The organism is Shewanella sp. 1311, assembly GCF_059338235.1.
The window spans coordinates 1,120,251-1,140,420 of the sequence record NZ_CM181686.1 but is presented as its reverse complement, the minus strand read 5'-3'; the positions used below and the strand labels follow the sequence as shown (position 1 = coordinate 1,140,420).

General features: G+C 47.4%; 15 protein-coding genes and 1 riboswitch. Of the genes, 6 read left to right on the top strand and 9 right to left on the bottom strand.

Annotated features, from left to right (window positions below):
* The first annotated feature begins 1 nt into the window (after position 1).
* Complete coding sequence (locus AC5YB3_RS05175) at positions 2 to 1,402, top strand: basic amino acid/polyamine antiporter (protein ID WP_494526697.1); 1,401 nt, start codon at positions 2 to 4, stop codon at positions 1,400 to 1,402.
* Positions 1,403 to 1,544: 142 nt separating this feature from the next.
* Here the strand turns inward: AC5YB3_RS05175 and AC5YB3_RS05170 are convergent, their stop codons facing one another.
* Both AC5YB3_RS05170 and AC5YB3_RS05165 read right to left on the bottom strand, forming a co-directional pair.
* Positions 1,545 to 2,846: a DEAD/DEAH box helicase gene (locus tag AC5YB3_RS05170; protein WP_011847413.1), complete on the bottom strand. Its 1,302-nt coding sequence runs from the start codon at positions 2,844 to 2,846 to the stop codon at positions 1,545 to 1,547.
* Between the two features lie 406 nt (positions 2,847 to 3,252).
* Positions 3,253 to 4,821: a methyl-accepting chemotaxis protein gene (locus AC5YB3_RS05165; RefSeq protein ID WP_494526696.1), complete on the bottom strand. Its 1,569-nt coding sequence runs from the start codon at positions 4,819 to 4,821 to the stop codon at positions 3,253 to 3,255.
* A 594-nt stretch (positions 4,822 to 5,415) separates the two neighbouring features.
* Between AC5YB3_RS05165 and AC5YB3_RS05160 the strand changes: the two genes are divergently transcribed.
* Positions 5,416 to 6,681, top strand: a complete 1,266-nt coding sequence (locus tag AC5YB3_RS05160) for an HD-GYP domain-containing protein (protein WP_494526695.1) — start codon at positions 5,416 to 5,418, stop codon at positions 6,679 to 6,681.
* A gap of 241 nt (positions 6,682 to 6,922) precedes the next feature.
* On the opposite strand, the gene AC5YB3_RS05155 is transcribed toward AC5YB3_RS05160, so the two are convergent.
* The gene (locus tag AC5YB3_RS05155; protein ID WP_494526694.1) at positions 6,923 to 8,710 is read right to left on the bottom strand and encodes an aminopeptidase P family protein; all 1,788 of its coding nucleotides are present in this window, start codon (positions 8,708 to 8,710) and stop codon (positions 6,923 to 6,925) included.
* Between the two features lie 392 nt (positions 8,711 to 9,102).
* Between AC5YB3_RS05155 and AC5YB3_RS05150 the strand changes: the two genes are divergently transcribed.
* Together AC5YB3_RS05150 and AC5YB3_RS05145 are read left to right on the top strand one after the other, a co-directional pair.
* Positions 9,103 to 9,888, top strand: coding sequence for an ROK family protein (locus AC5YB3_RS05150; RefSeq protein WP_259513631.1), 786 nt, complete (start codon positions 9,103 to 9,105; stop codon positions 9,886 to 9,888).
* Between the two features lie 312 nt (positions 9,889 to 10,200).
* A riboswitch (cyclic di-GMP riboswitch) is annotated at positions 10,201 to 10,289 on the top strand.
* A 114-nt stretch (positions 10,290 to 10,403) separates the two neighbouring features.
* On the top strand, positions 10,404 to 13,010 hold the full coding sequence (locus AC5YB3_RS05145) for a glycosyl hydrolase family 18 protein (RefSeq protein WP_494526693.1): 2,607 nt from the start codon (positions 10,404 to 10,406) through the stop codon (positions 13,008 to 13,010).
* Between the two features lie 97 nt (positions 13,011 to 13,107).
* Here AC5YB3_RS05145 and bamJ read toward each other — a convergent pair whose 3' ends face one another.
* On the bottom strand, positions 13,108 to 13,578 hold the full coding sequence (gene bamJ / locus AC5YB3_RS05140; protein ID WP_012587130.1) for a BamJ family beta-barrel-assembly machinery protein: 471 nt from the start codon (positions 13,576 to 13,578) through the stop codon (positions 13,108 to 13,110).
* Positions 13,579 to 13,812: 234 nt separating this feature from the next.
* Between bamJ and AC5YB3_RS05135 the strand changes: the two genes are divergently transcribed.
* Positions 13,813 to 15,168, top strand: coding sequence for a short-chain fatty acid transporter (locus tag AC5YB3_RS05135; protein ID WP_259503789.1), 1,356 nt, complete (start codon positions 13,813 to 13,815; stop codon positions 15,166 to 15,168).
* Positions 15,169 to 15,242: 74 nt separating this feature from the next.
* Here the strand turns inward: AC5YB3_RS05135 and AC5YB3_RS05130 are convergent, their stop codons facing one another.
* The 5 genes from AC5YB3_RS05130 to AC5YB3_RS05110 form a co-directional block, all read right to left on the bottom strand.
* Positions 15,243 to 15,710: an Sbal_3080 family lipoprotein gene (locus tag AC5YB3_RS05130; RefSeq protein WP_012587132.1), complete on the bottom strand. Its 468-nt coding sequence runs from the start codon at positions 15,708 to 15,710 to the stop codon at positions 15,243 to 15,245.
* Positions 15,711 to 15,792: 82 nt separating this feature from the next.
* A complete protein-coding gene (locus AC5YB3_RS05125) occupies positions 15,793 to 16,332 on the bottom strand; it encodes a DUF1294 domain-containing protein (RefSeq protein WP_086014847.1) in 540 nt (179 codons plus the stop codon).
* A 9-nt stretch (positions 16,333 to 16,341) separates the two neighbouring features.
* Positions 16,342 to 17,565 (bottom strand): DUF418 domain-containing protein, encoded by a 1,224-nt coding sequence (locus tag AC5YB3_RS05120; RefSeq protein ID WP_494526692.1) that lies wholly within the window; start codon positions 17,563 to 17,565, stop codon positions 16,342 to 16,344.
* A gap of 199 nt (positions 17,566 to 17,764) precedes the next feature.
* Positions 17,765 to 18,202 carry a nucleoside deaminase gene (locus tag AC5YB3_RS05115; protein ID WP_028761325.1) on the bottom strand — a complete coding sequence of 146 codons (438 nt, stop codon included), beginning with the start codon at positions 18,200 to 18,202 and terminating at the stop codon, positions 17,765 to 17,767.
* Between the two features lie 65 nt (positions 18,203 to 18,267).
* Positions 18,268 to 19,185: a LysR family transcriptional regulator gene (locus AC5YB3_RS05110; RefSeq protein ID WP_494526691.1), complete on the bottom strand. Its 918-nt coding sequence runs from the start codon at positions 19,183 to 19,185 to the stop codon at positions 18,268 to 18,270.
* A gap of 135 nt (positions 19,186 to 19,320) precedes the next feature.
* On the opposite strand from AC5YB3_RS05110, the gene xapA reads away from it, so the two are divergent.
* Positions 19,321 to 20,148, top strand: coding sequence for a xanthosine phosphorylase (gene xapA / locus AC5YB3_RS05105; RefSeq protein WP_259522330.1), 828 nt, complete (start codon positions 19,321 to 19,323; stop codon positions 20,146 to 20,148).
* Positions 20,149 to 20,170 lie beyond the last annotated feature (22 nt).

The following is a 20,170-nucleotide window of genomic DNA, read 5'->3' as shown; positions in this document are numbered from 1 at the left end:
TATGAAAGAGAACAGGATAGGTCTCTGGTCACTCACAGCCCTAGTGTTCAGCTCTATGGTAGGTGCTGGGATTTTCAGCCTGCCGCAAAACATGGCCGAAGTGGCGGGTGTTCGAGCTGTGCTGATTGGCTGGGGGATCACTGGTGTGGGCATCTTGGCATTGGCTGCGAGTTTCCTCTATCTTTCGCGCTTGAAGCCTGAGCTTGATGGCGGCATTTATACCTACGCGAGAGCCGGTTTTGGTGAGCTTGTGGGCTTTTTTTCTGCTTGGGGCTACTGGCTTTGCGCCACCATCGGCGTGGTGGGATATTTAGTGATTGCGTTTGCTGCCCTTGGCAGCTTTGTCGATACGCCGCAGCAAGTTTGGTTTGGCGAGGGCAATACGCTGGCCGCTTTTATCGGTGAGTCGTGCATTTTGTGGGCGGTGCATTGGTTGGTCTCCCGCGGCGTACAGCAGGCGGCGATGTTCAATCTGGTGGCGACATTAGCCAAGAGTTTGCCGTTATTGCTGTTCGTACTGTTTGCCTGCTATTACTTTGACCCTGTGACTTTTGCTCAGGACCAAGCGGCCAGCACTTTAGCTGTGCCAGTGTCTGAACAAGTGCGTAACACTATGCTGATCACGCTTTGGGTGTTTACCGGTATCGAAGGTGCGGCTGTGTTATCGGCGCGTGCCAAAAATAAGCGGGATGTGGGCACGGCGACTGTCCTTGGCGTCGTGCTGGCGCTACTACTTTATGTGCTTATCTCTGTGTTAGCGCTGGGGATTTTAGCTCGTCCTGAACTTGCAGCACTGCCTAATCCCTCTATGGCGGGACTGATGGGGCACATGAGCGGCTCTTGGGGTAAGGCGCTGATCAGTGCCGGGCTTATTGTTTCTGTGCTGGCCTCCTATGTGAGTTGGACCCTGTTCTCGGCAGAGGTGCCTTTCAGCGCAGCCCGCCATGGTGCTTTCCCTGCCATCTTTTTGCGGCAGAATCGCAATGGCACGCCGATCGCTTCCCTCTGGTTATCTAGCTTAACAGTGCAGTTTTGTTTGATACTGGTATGGCTGCTGGGTAAGGGGTATACCAATCTGCTGCTCATTTCTACGTCGATGATTTTAGTGCCTTATCTATTGATTGGACTGTTCCTGTTGAAGCTTTCTTTGAGTGGGCAGGGCAATGGGCTGATGAGAATCGTGGCGCTGGTGGCGAGCGGTTATGGACTCTGGTTACTCTATGCCGCAGGTGTCGAGTATCTGTTGCTGTCCTTGCTACTTTACGGCCCCGGGTTACTCTTGTTTCTCTACAGTCGCCGCCAAGTTGTCGATGGTAAAAAGCTTAACGGACGTGAGCGATTGCTCGCGGGGGCGACGCTGCTGAGTTTGTTCCCCGCGTTATGGTCTTTTTGTTATCAATAAAGGATTGCTGTTGGTTAAAGTGGGCAGTGCTTTATCGAATTGGGCATAAAAAAATCGGCCACAACAGTTGTTGTGGCCGATTTCACTAAAACACGTGGGATGGTGTTAAACGCTATGCGTTTTACAACGCCCGTTTTAGCGATTACTTAAGCTTTTTCGCTTTGCTAGGTGCTTGACCCACCTTCATTTTTACGCGGCGGCCTTGCATGTTTTTCTCAGCAGTAACTTGAGCGCCGACATTGTCGGTTCTTTGTTGTTTCTTGGCAAAGCTACGGCGGGTTTGCAATTGCTTTAACAGCAATTCGCGGCTGCCCACTTCATAACCTGGCACAGTGACGCGGCGAATTTGTTGACCGATCAGTTTTTCGATATCGGCTAAGGTACGTTCTTCTTCGCGGCTCACAAATGAAATGGCTACGCCAGTTTTACCCGCACGGCCTGTACGACCGATACGGTGGACATAGTCTTCGGCGAGGAAAGGTAAGTCATAGTTAACTACGTATTCAAGGCTTGGGATATCCAGACCACGGGCGGCAACTTCGGTGGCAACCAGTACGCGTACATCACCTGCCACAAACTCACGCAGGGCGCGGCGACGACTGCCTTGGCCTTTATCACCGTGGACTACTTCAGATGGGATCCCATCTAAATTCAATTCTTTGACTAGTGTATCGGCGGCATCACGGGTCGCGGTAAATACCAATACCTGTTGCCAGTTTTTCTTGCCGATTAGCTCAGACAGCAGTTCACGTTTACGGCGTTGTTCAACCGGATAAACCACTTGGCTAACCGTATCGGCCGTCGTGTTTTGCTTATCAACGCTGATCACTTGCGGTTTAACCATCATGTCGTTGGCGAGTTTTTTCACCGCACTAGAGAAAGTGGCCGAGAACAACAGGTTTTGACGTTTCTTATTGACCGCTTGAAGGATCTTTTGAATATCGGCGCTAAAGCCCATGTCTAACATACGGTCGGCTTCGTCTAGGACTAAAAAGTCGACGTTCGACAGGCTTAAGTTACAGGCGGTAAGGTGCTCAAGTAAGCGACCTGGGGTGGCAACAATCACATCGGCGCCGCGTTTCAGCTTTTGCGCTTGAGTTTCTATCTTTACGCCACCATAAATGGTTAACACGCTGAAGTTTAAGTACTTGCAGTAAGCCGTAACGTTGTCAGCCACTTGAGCTGCAAGCTCACGGGTCGGCGTAAGAATTAATACGCGGGCATTCGACTTTAACGTTTCGCTTGGATTTTCAACCATCTTTTGCAGGATCGGCAGCGCGAAAGCGGCGGTTTTACCCGTACCGGTTTGGGCACTGGCTAAGACATCTTGGCCGCGGCGGATAGCAGGTATCGCTTGCTGCTGAATAGGCGTCATTTGTTGATAACCGCAATCTGAGATAGCGCGCAAAATCTCGGGGGAAAAACTAAAAGATTCAAATCTCATTTTGGATTCCTATCGTTCACTTATTCAAACATTCAAGCACCGCGAGCCTCTATTATTTACTCGACTAAGGAGAGAGGCGTGCCGACTGGCTCATTCTTCCACACAGATTTTATAAGAAAAATGGCGGGCGCGGAGTATAGCAAAAATTTCGGTTAAAACCTGAACTTTTTAGTGTTTTGGCATTTTATCTGCATCATTTTATCGCCAAGAGATAAAAGCCTTAGCGACGGCTCAGGCGGGATAGGACCAATCCTGCAAGCACTGGGTTGGATCAGCTCTGGATTGAATATGCTTTTAGCAGAGTATGATTTAAGGTTGAGTTAGGGCTGACGGAAAGAACAGGCTAAATGAACGCGATAGAAAAATGCCGCAGTTTTGGCTGCGGCATTTTATATCTTACTTATGACTAACCGAAAGTGCGTCTCAAGCCGAGGGCTTTCTCGGCATTGTGCTTAAGCAGATGGGCGGCATCACCAATCAGATGGGTCGCGGCCAAGTTCTCCGCGCTTGAATGGGTGATTGAGTGTATGTTGCTGGCAATCTCGTTGACCACTTGACGCTGTTGATCCGCTGCGACCGCATTTTGCTGGGCAAAGGTGTGGATATCACTCACTTCTTGGTAAAGGGTATTCACATTGTCGGCGGACAGTTGGATGTCGCTAGCGCAGCGCTCCGCGTGTTGGCGGCTTTGTTCCATTTCTTTGGCCCATGCGTTGAGCATAGTGAACATCTTATCGACACTCTTTGAAATACTGTTGGTCGACAGTTGGGTTCGGCTCGACAGCGCGCGCACTTCATCGGCGACCACGGCAAACCCACGGCCTTGTTCACCCGCACGGGCAGCTTCAATGGCCGCATTGAGGGCGAGAAGATTGGTTTGCTCGGCGATGGAGTCAATTTCGCCCATCGCATTAGCAACTTGCTCGGCTTCTTTATTCAATTGATGGGCATTGTTAGCGGCATCGGCAACAGACTTGGCCAGTTGTTCCACTTTTTGAGTATTGGCCTTCATATTGGCGCTGCTTTTAAGGCAAAGATCGTAGGCGGTATTGATGCTGGTGGACGTGAGATGGGTATTCTGCGCCACTTCTGTAATGGTTGAACTCATTTCTTCCATCGCGCCAGAGAGCTGTTCTAATTGACTTTTTTCTTGATCTAGGCTGACATAGGTTTGCTCGGTCGCGACCACTAATTGATCGGCAATTGCGTGCAATTGATTGGCTTGATCTTGTGTGCGTCCCAGTACGCCATTCATTTTGGCTTGCAGCATGATGAGCTGGAAATCGAGGATAGAAGACGTATCGGCACCCGAGTAGATGTAACGACTGATAGAGTCGTATTTGGTTTGCATTTCAATCAGTTTAGCGGGAATACGAAAGGCCTCATCGTAGAAAATAGCCAAGTTTAAACTCATCAAAACTGCCCCCGCGATAATCACGCCCCAGCCCCAAAAGTAGCCTGCGATCAGTAAGCCTGTCGAGGCGACAACCGCTGAGAGGATACGTTTATGCATTAAGCTTAAGGGCTTAGAAATGGATTTATCCAGTTTAAGTCTTTGGTATATCTCATTTGCTTTGCTGACGTAGGCGGCCTGAGGCTGAATACGCACCGATTGATAACCGACAATAGTGCCGTTTTCAAACAATGGCGAGACAAAGGCATCGACCCAATAGAAGCCACCATTCTTACAGCGGTTCTTCACTATGCCGCGCCAAGATTGGCCCGACTTAAGCTTTTCCCACATTTCTTTAAAGGCGGCGCTTGGCATATCGGGATGACGAACCATATTGTGGGCACTGCCGACTAACTCTTGGGCGCTATAGCCTGAGACTTCGGCAAAACGGGCATTAACGTATGTGATAACACCGCGAGTGTCGGTGGTGGAAATGAGTTCGTCCTGCGGTGTTAAGCGAATTTCTTGATCTGATCTCTGTGCATTCAGTGTTCTGTTGGCAGATGCGTTACTCTGGCTCATTTAGTGTGTCCATTCAGGGCCGATATGGTTTATTGGGGTTCAGTGTCGCGGTGTTAGACGCTAATTTTCTTGCGCTTACTCTCATTGGGGTAAGCTTGTTATGTGATAAGACTATCATTTTTGTATGGGTATAGGAGAGCGCTTTTTGATGGTTAACCCATGAAAATCAATCGTTCGTTGTATTTATAAGCTATTGCAAAATATAAAATTTTTAAGTAATGCGAAAATGGAATTAAACGAGCGTTTATCCTGCTGAAACGTAAATTTCAGTATTTTGTATAGGGTTATTTTTCCTCAGATATTGAGTGGATATTAGACGCTCATGTTATCGACTAAATCTGCTCGGCGATATTGGACTAATGTCCTTGATTCAGTTGCCATATCGCGGCATTCATTCGGGCGCTTTATTCGTCTTAGTCTATTCTTTAATGGGCAACAAACTATGGCTTGCTGGGCGTGTGATTTATCTGGCTTTGCCTCAGTTTTGTCATCTTATTCGCACCCTTTAGTTTATTAACTCAGGTTCATTAGCTTAGGTTCATAAGATCAGCTTCATTAGCTCATAGCGGGAATGCAACATAAGAGGATTTTCCCATGGCGATATCACTTAGACGTGGCGTAGCTAAATTGGCTACCGCGTCCTTGGGGACAGCAGCGGCACTTCCCCATTGGCGACGTTTGATTTTTGGACGTCTATTTGGCTTTCTTGCACTTCTCTGTGTGCCTGTATATATCACCAGCGTGTATTTATGTGTCATAGCCGATCTGTGGTCTATGGTGGTATTCGATACGCTCGCTTATGTGTTTTTACTGTTTCTGCTGTATTTTCCTAAGCTTGCTGATAGCACGCGTTTTGGCTGTGGTTGTTTGTTAGCGTTTGCTATCGGCGTTGGTTTTTTGATTGCGATTGGTCCATCGGGTGCGGGGTTCTTCTGGTTATTTATCTTTCCGCCATTAGTTGGCATTTTCTTAGGAAGTCGCGCGAGCTTATATGCCCAATATTTAAATGGGCTGAGTCTGGTACTGATTGGGCTTGCCTATCACTTTGGCTGGTTAAACTGGCCTGATATTCACGGTTACAGTTTGGGTATTTGGGCCGTTGTCGTGGTCAATTTTATTGTAACTAATGCCATGTTGACGCTAACCATCACTTACTTATTAGGTAAGTTGGCGGATTCACTCGATTCAACCTTAGCCTCACGCCAAGCGACTGTATTAGGGTTAGCCAAACTTGCCGAATACAGAGACAACGAAACGGGCGCGCACTTATTACGTATGCGGCAGTATTCAAAAATGCTCGCGGCGCAGCGACTGCAGGCCGACAATCCACCGGCTGAATTGAACGATGATTTTATTCAAGATATTAGTCTATCGGCCATTTTGCACGACATAGGTAAAGTCGGTATTGCCGATGCGATTCTGCTCAAACCGGGTAAATTAACCCCGCAGGAGTTTGAGCAGATCAAAGCCCACCCTGTGATTGGTGGCCAAGTGTTACGCAGTTTGTTGGAATATGCGCCCCAATGTACTTTTATTCAGATGGGCCAAGATATTGCTTCGGGTCACCATGAAAAGTGGGATGGTAGTGGTTACCCCTTAGGGTTGAAAGGTGAGGATATTCCGCTTTCGGCGCGCATCGTTGCCTTGGTGGATGTCTATGATGCGCTGACTTCGCCGCGATGTTATAAGCGACCCTTTAGCCACCAAGAAGCCATCGATTTAATGATTGAAGGTAAAGGTAAGCATTTCGATCCTGAGTTAGTCGATTGTTTTATGGTAATTCATCACGAGTTTGAAGTGTTATCTAAGGCATCGCTGGATGATGCTTATCAGCCTATGGCGCAGCCTACTATGGTCTAGCAGCTCATGTTTACAATCGTGTTTTGAAATTGAAAATGTGTTTTGAAACCATGTTTCGAAACTATGAGCTGAAAGCATGCTATTGAAATACGACTAGGCCTTGAAAATACAGAAGCAGTGCTAAAAAAAACGCCCAAGGCTCATAGCCTTGGGCGTTTTATTTTGTAGCATATAACGGATGTAGAAGATGATTTAAATGACGACTTAAATCGCTACTTATCCGCAGGAGTGCTAAATCGCTCTAAATCGCTTTAGTTACTTGCGTTAACCACGCGAGTTCATCACCGGACATCAGCGGCGAAAGTGTATTAAACACTTGCTGATGGTAAGCATTGAACCAGTCAATTTCGCTTTGTGTTAGCAAGCTCTTATCGATTAGGCGGGCATCCATAGGGATCATAGTCAGTGCATCGAACTCATACATCTCGCGCTCTGCGCCTTTCAGTGCTTCACAGTGTTGCACTACGACTAAGTTTTCTAAGCGAATGCCAAAACTCTCAGTGCGGTAGTAACCCGGCTCGTTGGAAAGCACCATGCCGGGCATCAGTGCGATACCGTTGACATTTTTACCTATGCGCTGTGGACCCTCGTGCACACTTAAAAAGTGACCCACACCATGGCCTGTGCCGTGGTCGTAATCAAAACCATGTTGCCATAAATATTGGCGGGCGAATGCATCGAGTTGCTGGCCTGAAGTGCCTTTAGGGAAGCGAGCTTGGTCCAGCGCGATATGGCCTTTTAGCACCAGCGTGACCATTTTTTTATGCTCATCAGTGACTTTGCCAATCGCAATAGTACGGGTCACATCTGTGGTGCCATCGATATATTGCGCGCCAGAATCCACTAAGTAGATGCTATCCATCGTCATCATCGCTGGTGTGCCATTGTTGTGATTGTAATGGCACATGGCGGCATTGGGGCCCGCTGCAGAAATGGTGTCGAAACTTGGCTCGCGATAGCGCTCATCTTGCAGGCGGAAGCTTTCTAACTTATCGGCAAGTGTGGCTTCATCGTGCATACGCTTGGCGGCGACTTCGGCATCTAACCATGCAAGGAAGCGGCTCACAGCAACGCCATCACGAATGTGACAAGCGCGCATTCCGGCAAGTTCTGAGGGATTTTTCTGCGCTTTAGGCAAAGAAACCGGATCAATGCCAGCAATCAATTTAGCCCCCGCTTCACGGGCGAGGTTTTGTGTCCAAGCGTTAGCTGAGTTTGGATCGGCAAGCAGTTTAACGCCTGATAAACTCGCCAGCGTATCGGCGAGGGACGCTTCACTTTTAAAGCTAACGCCTGCACCGACATGCTCCTCAATGCCCTCAGGGAGTTTGCTTAAATCGGTAAACAGCTGCATATCGCCATTAGCGTGGAGTAGGGCACTGCCGAGCACGACAGGCAGACGCGGCACATCGTTACCGCGAATATTTAACAACCAGCAGAAAGAATCTAAGGCGGCGATCAACGCGACATCAGCACCGGCTTTTTTCACTAAGGCGCCAATTTCATTACGTTTTTGCAGACTGGTTTTACCGGCACTCTCGTTACTGAATAACGTGATTGGCGCACTCGATGGTGCGGGGCGATCCTGCCAATATAAATCGATAGGGTTTTGCTCAACTGCCACTAATTCGATTTGGGCTTTGTTTAAGGTCGCTTTGGCATTTTCAAACCAAGCTAAAGTATGCAAGCGTGCATCGAAGCCAATGCGTGACCCCGCTGGTAGCGTGTCACATAACCATTCAATTTGTGGCGTGTCTGTCAGGCTTTCGTAGCTGAAAAGTGCAGCATCTACTTGCAGACGAACTTGCACCGTATAACGGCCGTCGGTAAATATTGCGGCTTTATCTTTCAATACGATAGCCATGCCTGCCGAACCGGTAAAGTGGGTTGCCCAGTACAAACGTTCGTTGTGTTCTGGCACATATTCGCCCAGATACTCGTCGGCGCGGGGAATGATAAAAGCATCGAGATTGGCAGAAGATAATTCGCTGCGAATAGCGTCGAGGCGGCTGGCGATAGAATGTGACATATGGGCTCCAAGTGAGACTGGCACGCTGTGCAAGTCGGTAGGCAAAGCTTGCCTAAGGATAAGTAGGTCTATGTTGATTTGAGTTCTAACCAGCTCGGATTATCGCAAGCCTAACGCGCGAGATGCAAGGGGAGCGAATAAAGGATTTTGTATACAATCGTGAATTTGTGTTGACTGTGATGAGCAAGCTAAGTGTTTTACCCTTAATTTATTTGTGTGATTCTTAGCATAAAACCTGAGTAAAACAAAATGTCAGTCATATTTTTTGTAGACTTGTTCCTTACAAATTAGCGACTTAAGTTTTATTCAATCGCTAACATTTGGACCCTATGCTAACATTTGCCATCTCCGCTCGGGGTCAGAGTGGGGCGCATGTATCAGTGGAGTAAGCGATGCAAATACTAACAATAGATGTGGGCGGTACGACAGCCCTGTTCGAACTTCAGCTCGCGGGACATACAGAACAATATAAAATCCCCACAGGCGAAGGTTTTAAAATTGAAGAGTTAAATAATCAAATCGCTGCACTTGAACGCGATTACGATTTACAGCATTACCAATTAGCGATTGGCGTACCAGGACTCGTACAAAATAATCGTTTGGTTGCCTGTAAATCGTTACCCGGACTCAATGGTTTGAGTTTTGACACAGTGAAAACTCAAGGCGAGCTGAAGTTTATTTGCAACGATATGGATGCGGGTATGCAAGCCACGTGCGATGCCAAATATGCCTGTGAGTTGTTGGTCATGTGCGGCACTGGGATAGGGATGTCAATTGCGTTTAATGGGCAAGCCTTTACAGGTGCGACGGGGGTGGCAGGGGAGTTGGGCCATTGCCGCGTGATGACAGAATCAGGCGAATTTAGTTTAGAACAACTCGCCAGTGGCGATTCTGTGCGTAGCCGTAACATCACTACTCAGGATGATTTATACCGTGCGGGCAGTTACCTTGGTATGGGGCTGGCGTGGACCGTTAATTTGTTTAATCCCAATCGGATTTGGCTCGCGGGTAACATGATGAACAGTGTTCCTTACTACAAAGGCTGCCTCGAAAGCTTAAAGCAAATGGCATTGAGCGCGCCCTTAGCTGAGATGAAAATCAACCGCGTCGATGATATGGAAACCTTAGTGTGCCGAGGTTTATCTGTGATGCTCGCAAGGGATTATCCTCGTGCATAAGGATCATAGATGCTGTTAGCTAATGGTTTTGAATTATTAGATTACAGCGGCTCAGTCCTAGCAATTTAAGCAGTATTAGCAGCATAAATAGTGAAATTGATAACAGGACAGGTGATGCCTTTGGCTTATCGTGTCCTGTTTTTTTATGGCTAAAATAGTCAGCAAAGCCTTAATTATCAAAGTAAATATTAGAAATGGCTGAACTGTATTTAATTGCTTTCTTATCAGACCATTACCTTAGTTGATAATATTTTGTTGCATTTTTATTGCGCTTACGTCTATGCTGATTATCTCAATGACAACGTTGTCATTGCGTGTAAAAGGCAAACCAGTTGAAAAACTGGGACGCAAAGCCTCCGGTCTAAGGGTTCGTCTGTACCTATGATAGCGGGGATACCACAGGTTTTTCTTCGTGCAATTGTCTGTCGTGTTGCATGGTCTTAAGAGAGTGTTGTTTCCTGTCTACGCTTTGTTTGCCTTATTGATTCATATAAAAAATTCAATAGGGATATCTCATGTTCAAGACTCAAATTTCAACATCAGCCTTGCTGGTGGCATCGGCGCTGGCATCTACCGTGAGTGCCAGTGCATTTGCCGCAGCGCCCGGCAAACCGACTATAGGTTGGGGTGAAACCAAGTTCGCTATTATCGAAGTTAATCAAGCTGCTACGGCTTACAATCAGTTGGTAACCATTAAAGATGCCGCCGACGTGTCCGTCAGCTGGAACCTTTGGAGTGGCGATGTGGGCAATAAAGCCCAAGTGCTGCTCAACGGTAATGTCGCTTGGGAGGGCCCCTCAGGCACTTCGGGCACCGCTAACTTTAAGGTGAACAAAGGCGGCCGTTATCAGATGCAAGTGCAACTGTGTAACAGCGATGGTTGTACGGCGAGCGATGCCAAAGAAATCCTCGTGGCCGATACCGATGGCAGCCATTTAGTGCCACTCAATGCTCCGCTTAAAGAAAACAATCGTCCATACGTTAACAAGTCGGGCAAAGTGGTCGGCAGTTACTTTGTAGAATGGGGTGTGTACGGCCGTAAGTTCCCAGTCGATAAGATCCCAGCACAGAACTTAACTCATATTTTATATGGCTTTACCCCTATTTGTGGTGGTGATGGCATTAACGATAGTTTGAAAGAAATCGACGGCAGTTTCCAAGCGTTGCAACGTGCCTGTAGTGGCCGTGAAGATTTTAAAGTCGCTATCCACGATCCTTGGGCGGCGGTCCAAATGCCACAGGCGGGCGTGAGTGACTACTCTGATCCCTACAAAGGCAACTTCGGTCAATTGATGGCGCTGAAGCAAGCCCATCCCGATCTAAAGATTTTGCCTTCGGTCGGTGGCTGGACGCTATCTGATCCCTTCTTCTACTTTGGCGATAAAACTAAGCGCGATACCTTTGTCGCATCGGTGAAGGAATTCCTGCAAACGTGGAAGTTCTTTGATGGTGTCGACATTGATTGGGAATATCCAGGTGGTGGCGGTGCGAATCCAAACTTAGGTAATGCCAATGACGGTGAAACCTATGTAATCCTGATGCGTGAACTGCGCGCCATGCTCGACGAGTTAAGTGCTGAGACGGGTCGTACCTATGAACTGACTTCCGCAATTGGTATCGATGCTCAAAAAATGGCAAAGGTCGATTATCAGGCTGCTCAGCAGTACATGGATTACATCTTCTTGATGAGTTACGACTTCAATGGCGGTTGGACGAACACTGAACTCGGTCATCAAACCAATCTTTATGAGGCTAGTTGGGATCCTGATACCCGCTACACCACAGACAAGGGTATTAAAGCTCTGTTAGCTCAAGGTGTTACCCCTGGAAAAATTGTGGTTGGTGCCGCTATGTACGGCCGCGGCTGGACAGGCGTTAATGGCTACTCGGGTAATAACCCATTCACAGGGACAGCGACGGGCAAAGTGAAAGGCACATGGGAAGATGGCGTGGTGGATTATCGCCAGATAGTGAACGAGTACATGGGGAGCGGTTGGACTTACAGCTATGATGAAACGGCCGAGGCGCCATCACTGTTCAAGGCATCTACGGGGGATTTAATCACTTTCGATGATGCTCGTTCCGTTAAAGCCAAGGGCCAATATGTGCTTGCCAATCAGCTAGGTGGTTTATTTGCATGGGAAATTGATGCCGATAACGGCGATATTTTAAATGCGATGCACGAAGGTTTAGGCCATGGCGAAGGAACTACGCCACCGGTGAATAAAGCGCCGATTGCCAATGCGGGTGCGGATGTGAATGTCACAGGTCCCGCCGATGTGGTGCTCAATGGTAGCGGATCGCGGGATCCTGAAAATGAGGCGCTAACGTATCTTTGGACTCAAGTGTCTGGCCCAACGATTGCCATCACAAACGCCGATATGGCGAATGCGGCAATTCAATTGGCTGCAACGCAAACTGATGTTGCCTATAGTTTTAGTCTTAAAGTCACTGATCCAGAAGGGTTATCTGCCACAGATTCAGTGACAGTGACCAATAAGGCGGATACTCCGAACCAAGCTCCCGTGGTGAGTGTAGCTGCCACTGCAACAGTGGAAGCGGGTAAAACTGTTAGCATAGTGGCGAGTGCCTCTGATGCCGACGGTGATGCCTTAACTTACGCTTGGACTGTGCCCGCTGGCGTGTCGGCAACCGGACAAAATAGTGCCACCTTAGTGGTCACTGGGCCTAATGTCACCGAAGCGACCAGCTATGGTTTGAGCGTGCTGGTTTCTGATGGTGCCTTAGATGCGAGCGCATCGACGAATCTCACCGTGACGCCAAAAGTGATCGGTGGTGGTTGTGATGCAACCGATCCTAATGCCGGTAACTATCCTGCTTGGCAAACCAGTGTGGTGTACAACACGGGCGATACTGTGAGCCACAGTCAGTTGGTATGGAAAGCGAAGTACTGGACGCAGGGCAATACGCCATCCCGCACCGCTGATCAATGGCAGCTACTCAGCCAAGTTGATCTCGGTTGGGATGCGGGTGTGGTGTATAACGGCGGTCAAACCACCAGCTATAACGGTCGTGTGTGGAAGGCGAGTTACTGGACTAAAGGTGATGTACCTGGCGTTGCGGCGGTGTGGGTTGATATTGGCGCTGCAAGCTGTCCTTAATCATCCAACATACTAATATTATTTGAGTTATAGAGACAAAAAGCCCTGCGATAATGCAGGGCTTTTTATGACGCGATTAGGCTCATTGCAGACAGATTTAATCAATCTTAAGCAGTTCTACATCAAAAATGAGCACTGAACCACCGCCAATCTTGCCCGTGCTGCTGTTGCCGTAGGCGAGTTCACTCGGGATAAAGAAACGCACTTTATCGCCAACGACCATAAGTTGTACGCCCTCGGTCCAGCCTTTAATCACCCGATTAAGCGGAAATGCGATAGGCTCACCGCGATCAACTGAACTATCAAACACAGTACCGTCGATCAAAGTGCCATGGTAATGCACTGTCACTGTATCGCTGGCTTTAGGATGAACAGTACCATCGCCCTTAGTTAACACTTGATATTGCAAACCCGAAGCTGTGGTGATGACACCTTCTTTGGTTTTGTTTTGCGTTAAAAATTCATTGCCTAAACGGATATTCTCTTGGGCGGCTTTTTGGCCGTTCATCGAGGTAAAGAAGTAAAAAATCACCCCAGCAATCACAGCAACGGCAAGTAACATTTTCATATAAAGAGCACCTTAGTTAATTTTCGCCATATTATCAGTTTTTTAGCTTGAGATGCTATCGGCACTCGCCCGTGTTTTGGGCTTGCTATCTGGTGCTACCAGTTCAAGGCTTTAAAAATCCCCTCAAGACTTTATCCCGCTTTAGATATCGCTTAATCTGTGGGCTTAAGACTCAATAAAAATTCAATAAAAACAGATAAAAACTAGAATTTAGATAATAAACAAGGAAAGTCTATGCTAAACAAAGCGGCAAAACCTTTGGTCAAACTCGTCGACCGATATCTACCCGATCCCTATATTTTCGTCCTTTTACTCACCTTAGTGGTGTTAATTGCAGCTGTGGTCGCAGAACACAAAACTCCGCTGGAAGTCATCAATTACTGGGGCGATGGCTTTTGGACCTTGTTGAGCTTTTCGATGCAGATGCTGTTAGTGCTGGTGGCGGGATTCATGCTGGCAAGCTCACCGCCGATTAAAAAGCTGCTCGATGCGATTGCGGGGTTCGCTAAATCGGCACCGCAAGCCATTATTTTAGTAACCTTGGTCTCACTGGCCGCCAGTTGGGTTAACTGGGGATTCGGGCTAGTGGTGGGCGCGCTATTTGCAAAAGCCTTAGCTCGTAAAGTGCAAGTGGATTATCGGCTGCTGGTCGCCAGCGCCTATTCTGGCTTTGTGGTTTGGCATGGTGGGCTTGCGGGTTCTATCCCGTTAACCATAGCAACGGCGGGGCATTTCTCCGAAGCACAAATTGGCATTATCCCCACCAGTGAAACCATTTTCGCGAGCTTTAACTTATTGTTAGTGGCGATTCTGTTTGTGGTCATGCCCTTAGTGAATCGCTTTATGTTGCCTGAAGGCAAGGACAGCATTTATGTCGACCCAAGCGCCCTTGATGACAAAGGCAGCGAACCAGCAACTTCGGCGCTGGAGCTTAACCCTGCCAATGTGAGCGAGCGTCAGCCTGAAAACCGTCCTGCGGATAAGTTAGAAAATAGCCGCTTACTCGGCTGGAGCGTGGGTGGCGCAGGGCTTGTGTACTTAGGCTATTACTTTTGGGTACAGGGCGGCAGCTTAAACCTTAACTTAGTGAACTTCTTATTCTTGTTTCTCGCCATCCTCTTACATCAAACGCCACGCAGTTTATTAACCAGCTTGAATGAGGCCATTAAGGGCGGCGCAGGGATTGTGATCCAATTCCCTTTCTATGCGGGCATTATGGCGGTGATGGTGCAGTCGGGTTTAGCCCAAAGTATTTCGGAAGGTTTTGTGGCCATAGCCAGTGCCGAGAGCCTGCCATTTTGGAGCTTTATTAGCGCGGGAATTGTAAATATTTTTGTGCCATCGGGAGGGGGTCAATGGGCCGTGCAGGCGCCGATTATGTTACCCGCTGCCGAAGCCTTGGGCGCCGATGTTGCTCGGGTAGCTATGGCCGTAGCTTGGGGTGATGCTTGGACTAACCTTATTCAACCTTTCTGGGCATTGCCCGTGCTGGCAATTGCGGGCTTAAAAGCGCGGGATATTATGGGCTTTTGTTTAATGCAGCTGATGATCACAGGCGTGATTATCAGTATCGCGTTGAGCTGGTTTTAAAGATAATAAACAGTGCAAAACTAAACAGGGTAATTCTATGATTACCCTGTTTTTTAGTTAAGGTTTCAATGATATTAATCGCTTGAACCATTTACTTTTTTTGTTGCTTCATCAGCTGTGATTTGACCAAATAGAGCTGACATCATATAGCTAATACGATTCGCAGCATTACCAAACTTACTCGGGTTCGCAGTATAGGGTACTTGAAACTTAACACTGCCAACTCTTTGGCCATTCTGAAATGCGTTAATTTCAGCGCTTTTTAAATATAATGCCAAGTCCCAAGTCCAATTACCTTCATATTCTAATGTGAGTTTATTTAAATCATGTTTAGAACCATCAGGCTGCACTGTGTAGGTGTAATTATTTGCTTTTAGCCAGGTCTCCATTGTTTCTTGGAAGCCGTCACGTGTTTCTTTATCCTTAATAATGACTATTTCTACATTGTTAGTATTTGTTTCTATTGGTTTTGCTGTATAGCGAGGTGCGGCACAACCCGATAGTATTGCAACACCCAAAACTGCAACTAAAAATTTTTTCATAATTTAACCTTTTGTTTTTGTATTAAAATAAGTTAAAGCGTTTTAGTGACAAACTTTAGATTTTCATAGAATCCATAGCTTGCTAGATAAACATATCTACGGCGCCGGTTTTTATGCCATAACCCAGCACGGCTAAGTTAGCTACAACGGTGAGCCAGAAGACGTTTCTAAATGAGGCTTTAACTGACTTGTGCCTTAATACATTTTGGGCAAACAGGGCGCCGGGCCAACCGCCCATGAGGGCGAGCAGATGCAAAGTGCTTTCTTTAGTGCGCCATTTACCGCGTTTTGCGGCGGATTTATCGATAGCGTAGGCGATAAAGGTTAGCAGGCTCAGTGTGAGGTACATGCCCGCAATGCCGTAGGGCAACATATGTTGCTGGGCCGCGCCGATTAAGCCAGCAAGAAAAATCAGCACTAATAACAGCGGCATAAGGCTTGAACCTGATGCGGCTGTATTGGACTTTTGAGTGCGGCTGTTTTGGGCTCGATTGTTTGTTTGGGCACGATTGTTTGAAGTGCGACTGTTCTGAGCACGACTGCTTTGTGGTCGATTCTTTTGAGCACGATTAGTTTGAGGTGAAGCGCTGTTGCCCGTTTTGGCTGGTTTTGAATTCGTCATTATCTGTTATCAATCTCGTGTCAGTGTTTTAAGCTTGCTTGTGTTCTTGTGATGCCGCGTATTTTTAAACGCGAGGTGGCGCCAAAGTTTCTCCAGCGGTCCTTGCTTGAAATAGCGTAAGTACAGGCTGGCTAACAGTAATTGCACTACTGAATAAACCAGTGCCATGGCCATGTATCCCCATCTGTCTAGACTCAATAGTAATTCTGGAGCTAAGTGTCTAAACACTAACACGCCAACGATGGATTGCAGAATATAGAGACTAAAAGCAAGCTTGCCAACATTTTGCAATGGAGTCAGTCTATTAGGATTGTTCTGGCAAATTTTAACCATAATATGAATGTAAATCAGCGCCATAGGAATAGCGCTTAGCATGATTAACACATCTGAAAACGTGACTAGAATAGGATTGTCCGTAGAGTCTAAACCAGTATCGAGTAGCGATACCGTCACGCTGGCTAGCACTAATTTCAGCAGTTGTGGCTTGCTAAACCCTCGCTCAAAAGTCCCCTGTTGATACAATGCCATGCCAAGCAGCATCAAGCCCGCCGTAAACCACATTATGGTAAAAGGGATCACCAGCGCCATATAACCCACTTGCATCAAATGCAGGAACAGTTGATCAGCATAGCCTGAGGTCCATGCGCTGTATTGCTCTGCAAATAGACCCGATTCTCGAGTGAAAGGTTCATCGCTGCCCGTAAGGCTAATCAGCGTGATGATTACTAAGGCGCTTAAAATAAAAATATTCGCTTTGCGCTTAAGGGCTTCAATACTTAAATCTTTGTAATACAAAGCTAAAAATCCGCTGATCCCATAGGTTAATAAAATATCACCAGGCCAGATAATGATGCCGTGGAGTAAGCCAAACACCATTAGCCATTTCAAACGTGAGCGCAGTAAAGGATAAGCTTCTAGGCCTTTGGCGCTAAATCGCTGATATTGAATAAAAAGCCCGACGCCAAACAAGATGGAAAACAGACTGATAAAGCGCGCCTCGATGAAAAAGTTACTGAACACTTTGATTATGTGATCCGACAGCGGCGGCGTTTCGTGGGGCGCATAGCCAAAAAAAGTAATGCCCATAAAATAGATATTCATAAAAAATATCCCCAACACGGCTAAGCCGCGAATGGCATCGAGATTGGCATTACGCTGTGCAGGAATCGTCATGACGACTGGCTGCGTGGAGTCTGATCTTGACCAAGGGTCTTTAGGTAAGTTTGCTGACACGTTAGCTGAGTTCCTTTCGCTAGTAGACATGTTTCACTTTTCACTGGGATTTGGGAGGGCTAGCCTAGCAGGCGCTAGCCCCCAATGAAATACAGCCAACACAAAAAGTAAAATACAGGAAAGGTAGAAAGTGAACTAGCGCTAACGTAAAAAGTGAAATACAACAATGCAGAAACGGATTGAGAAGACTGTCGAACCATTACTCGCCGATATCTTCGTTCCAGAGTGTGGGATTACTGGCGATAAAGTCCTGCATCAATTGTTTGCACTCGGCATTATCGACCACAGTGACATCCACACCGCGGGATTTTACATAGGCTTCAGGCCCTTGGAAGGTAGCGTTTTCACCGACGATGACTTTTGGTATGCCATAAAGTAATACCGCGCCGCTGCACATATCGCAGGGCGATAGGGTGGAATACAAGGTCGCTCTTTGGTATTCGGCGGCGCTAAATCGGCCGGCATTTTCGAGACAATCCATTTCGGCATGCAGTACTGAACTGCCTTTTTGTACCCGTTTATTGTGGCCGCGCCCGACGATTTTGCCATCGATCACTAATACCGAACCAATGGGGATGCCGCCCTCGGCGAGTCCTTGTTTGGCTTCTTCAATGGCTGCCGCTAAAAATTCATCCATCTTGATATCCTTAAAATATGAGCCTTGAGTATTGAACTCAGCATAGCACTCGTTTGGGAGACAATCTAAATGGTTTTGATTTGTTGCTTCAATAAGTCCCTCAGGCTATCTATAATCGGCAGCGAAGCCATTTCTGGCCGATAAATCAGGCAGATATCGGCGGGGATGGTTTGTTTTAACTTAATAAACTTTACCCTAGGCCAAGGTTGTGAAGCATAACTTTGCGGCACTATGGATACCCTGTTATCGCCAGCGATGATGGCCATCAAGCTATTGGGCTCGACCATTTCCTGTACTAATTGCGGCATAAATCCTGCGGCCTGACAGCTGGCGATAATCAAATCGCTAGAGGCGGAATTGGCACGGCTGAGTAAGGTAAAAGGCTCATCTTTGAGTTCACTCAAGTCGATGCTTTTACGTCTAGCGAAGGGATGCTTACTTGCCAGTGCTAACACCATAGGTTCGCTGGTGATGGTTTCGGCGAGAAGGTGCGGCACATTTAAGGTGTCGGCGTAGCGCACTAGGCCAAAATCGATTTCTTGATGTGCTAAGGCGACTTTTTGAGTTTCAGGTGATAACTCTTGAAATATCAGCTCATTATCAGGGCATTGCTTACGAAAGCTCTTCAGTATGTCACCAAATCCCATCCAAAACAGCGAGCTCATGATGCCAATCCGAATATGGTTTCTATCGAGTCGTCCAAGCTGAGCCACTTGCTCCAATGAGGTATTCACCAGCGCGAATATTTGCTCGCACTTTTCTCTTAACAATTGACCATAGGGCGTGAGCTCTACTTGCCGAGTACTGCGGGTAAACAGCTCAACACCAAGGAGTGATTCTAACTCTTTGATTTGTGCACTCAGCGGAGATTTCGATAGATGCAGTTGCTCGGCAGCAGCGGTAAAGCTTTTCACTTCAGCCACTTGATGAAAATACCGCAGCATCTTCAAGGTGACGAGTTCTGGTGCGTTTATCTTGCTCATCTCAGGCTCACTGCTTTTTAGTTATTGTCCTTTTTATCAGCACAATAGTGCGATTAATCGTGATTATTTGCAACCCTAAGCCCGCTTATACTGAGGGCGTTTACTCTTTCACTCCTTTGCTATGAGGTACCTTGTATGAGCCATGATCCTGTTATTAATGCCCTTGCGACGATTCGAGCCCGTAAACCCAATTTCTCTCCCCGCGCAGCGATGATTTTGGGCTCAGGGCTTGGCGCGTTTGCCGATAATTTAGATAACAAAGTGGTGATCCCCTATGAAGAATTAGACGGCTTTCCCGTGAGTACCGTCGTCGGTCACTCGGGAGAGCTAGTGCTCGGCAGCTTACATGGCGTAGATATAGTGTGCATGAAAGGCCGCGGGCATTTTTACGAGCACCAAAGCATGAAAGTGATGACGACGCCGGTGCGTACTTTCAAACGCTTAGGTTGTGAATTGTTACTGGTGACTAACGCTGCGGGGTCATTACGACCAGAGCGGATCGGCGTGGGTTCATTAGTGATTTTCAGTGATCACATTAACACTATGCCGGGTACGCCTATGACGGGCGCAAACGATGATAGTTACGGTCCACGCTTTTTTAGCCTAGCCAATGCTTATGATAAAGACCTCAGAGCAGAAGCCTTAAGTGTCGCAAAAGCCGCAGGTATTGAAGTGAATCAAGGGGTCTTTGTGTCTTACTCTGGTCCGTGTTTTGAAACCGCGGCTGAAATCCGCATGATGCAAATCATCGGTGGCGATGTGGTGGGAATGTCTGTGGTGCCAGAGGTGATTTCGGCGGCGCATTGTGGTTTGCCCGTCTTGGCTGTGTGTGCCATTACCAATATGGCAGAGGGATTGGGGGATGTGCAGTTATCCCATGAACAAACCTTAACATCCGCTAAGCTTGCCGAAGCTGACTTTATCCGTTTAATTGAGCGTTTTACCGCCAGTCATTTTGCTTAACATCTGGTTTAACTGGGCTGCT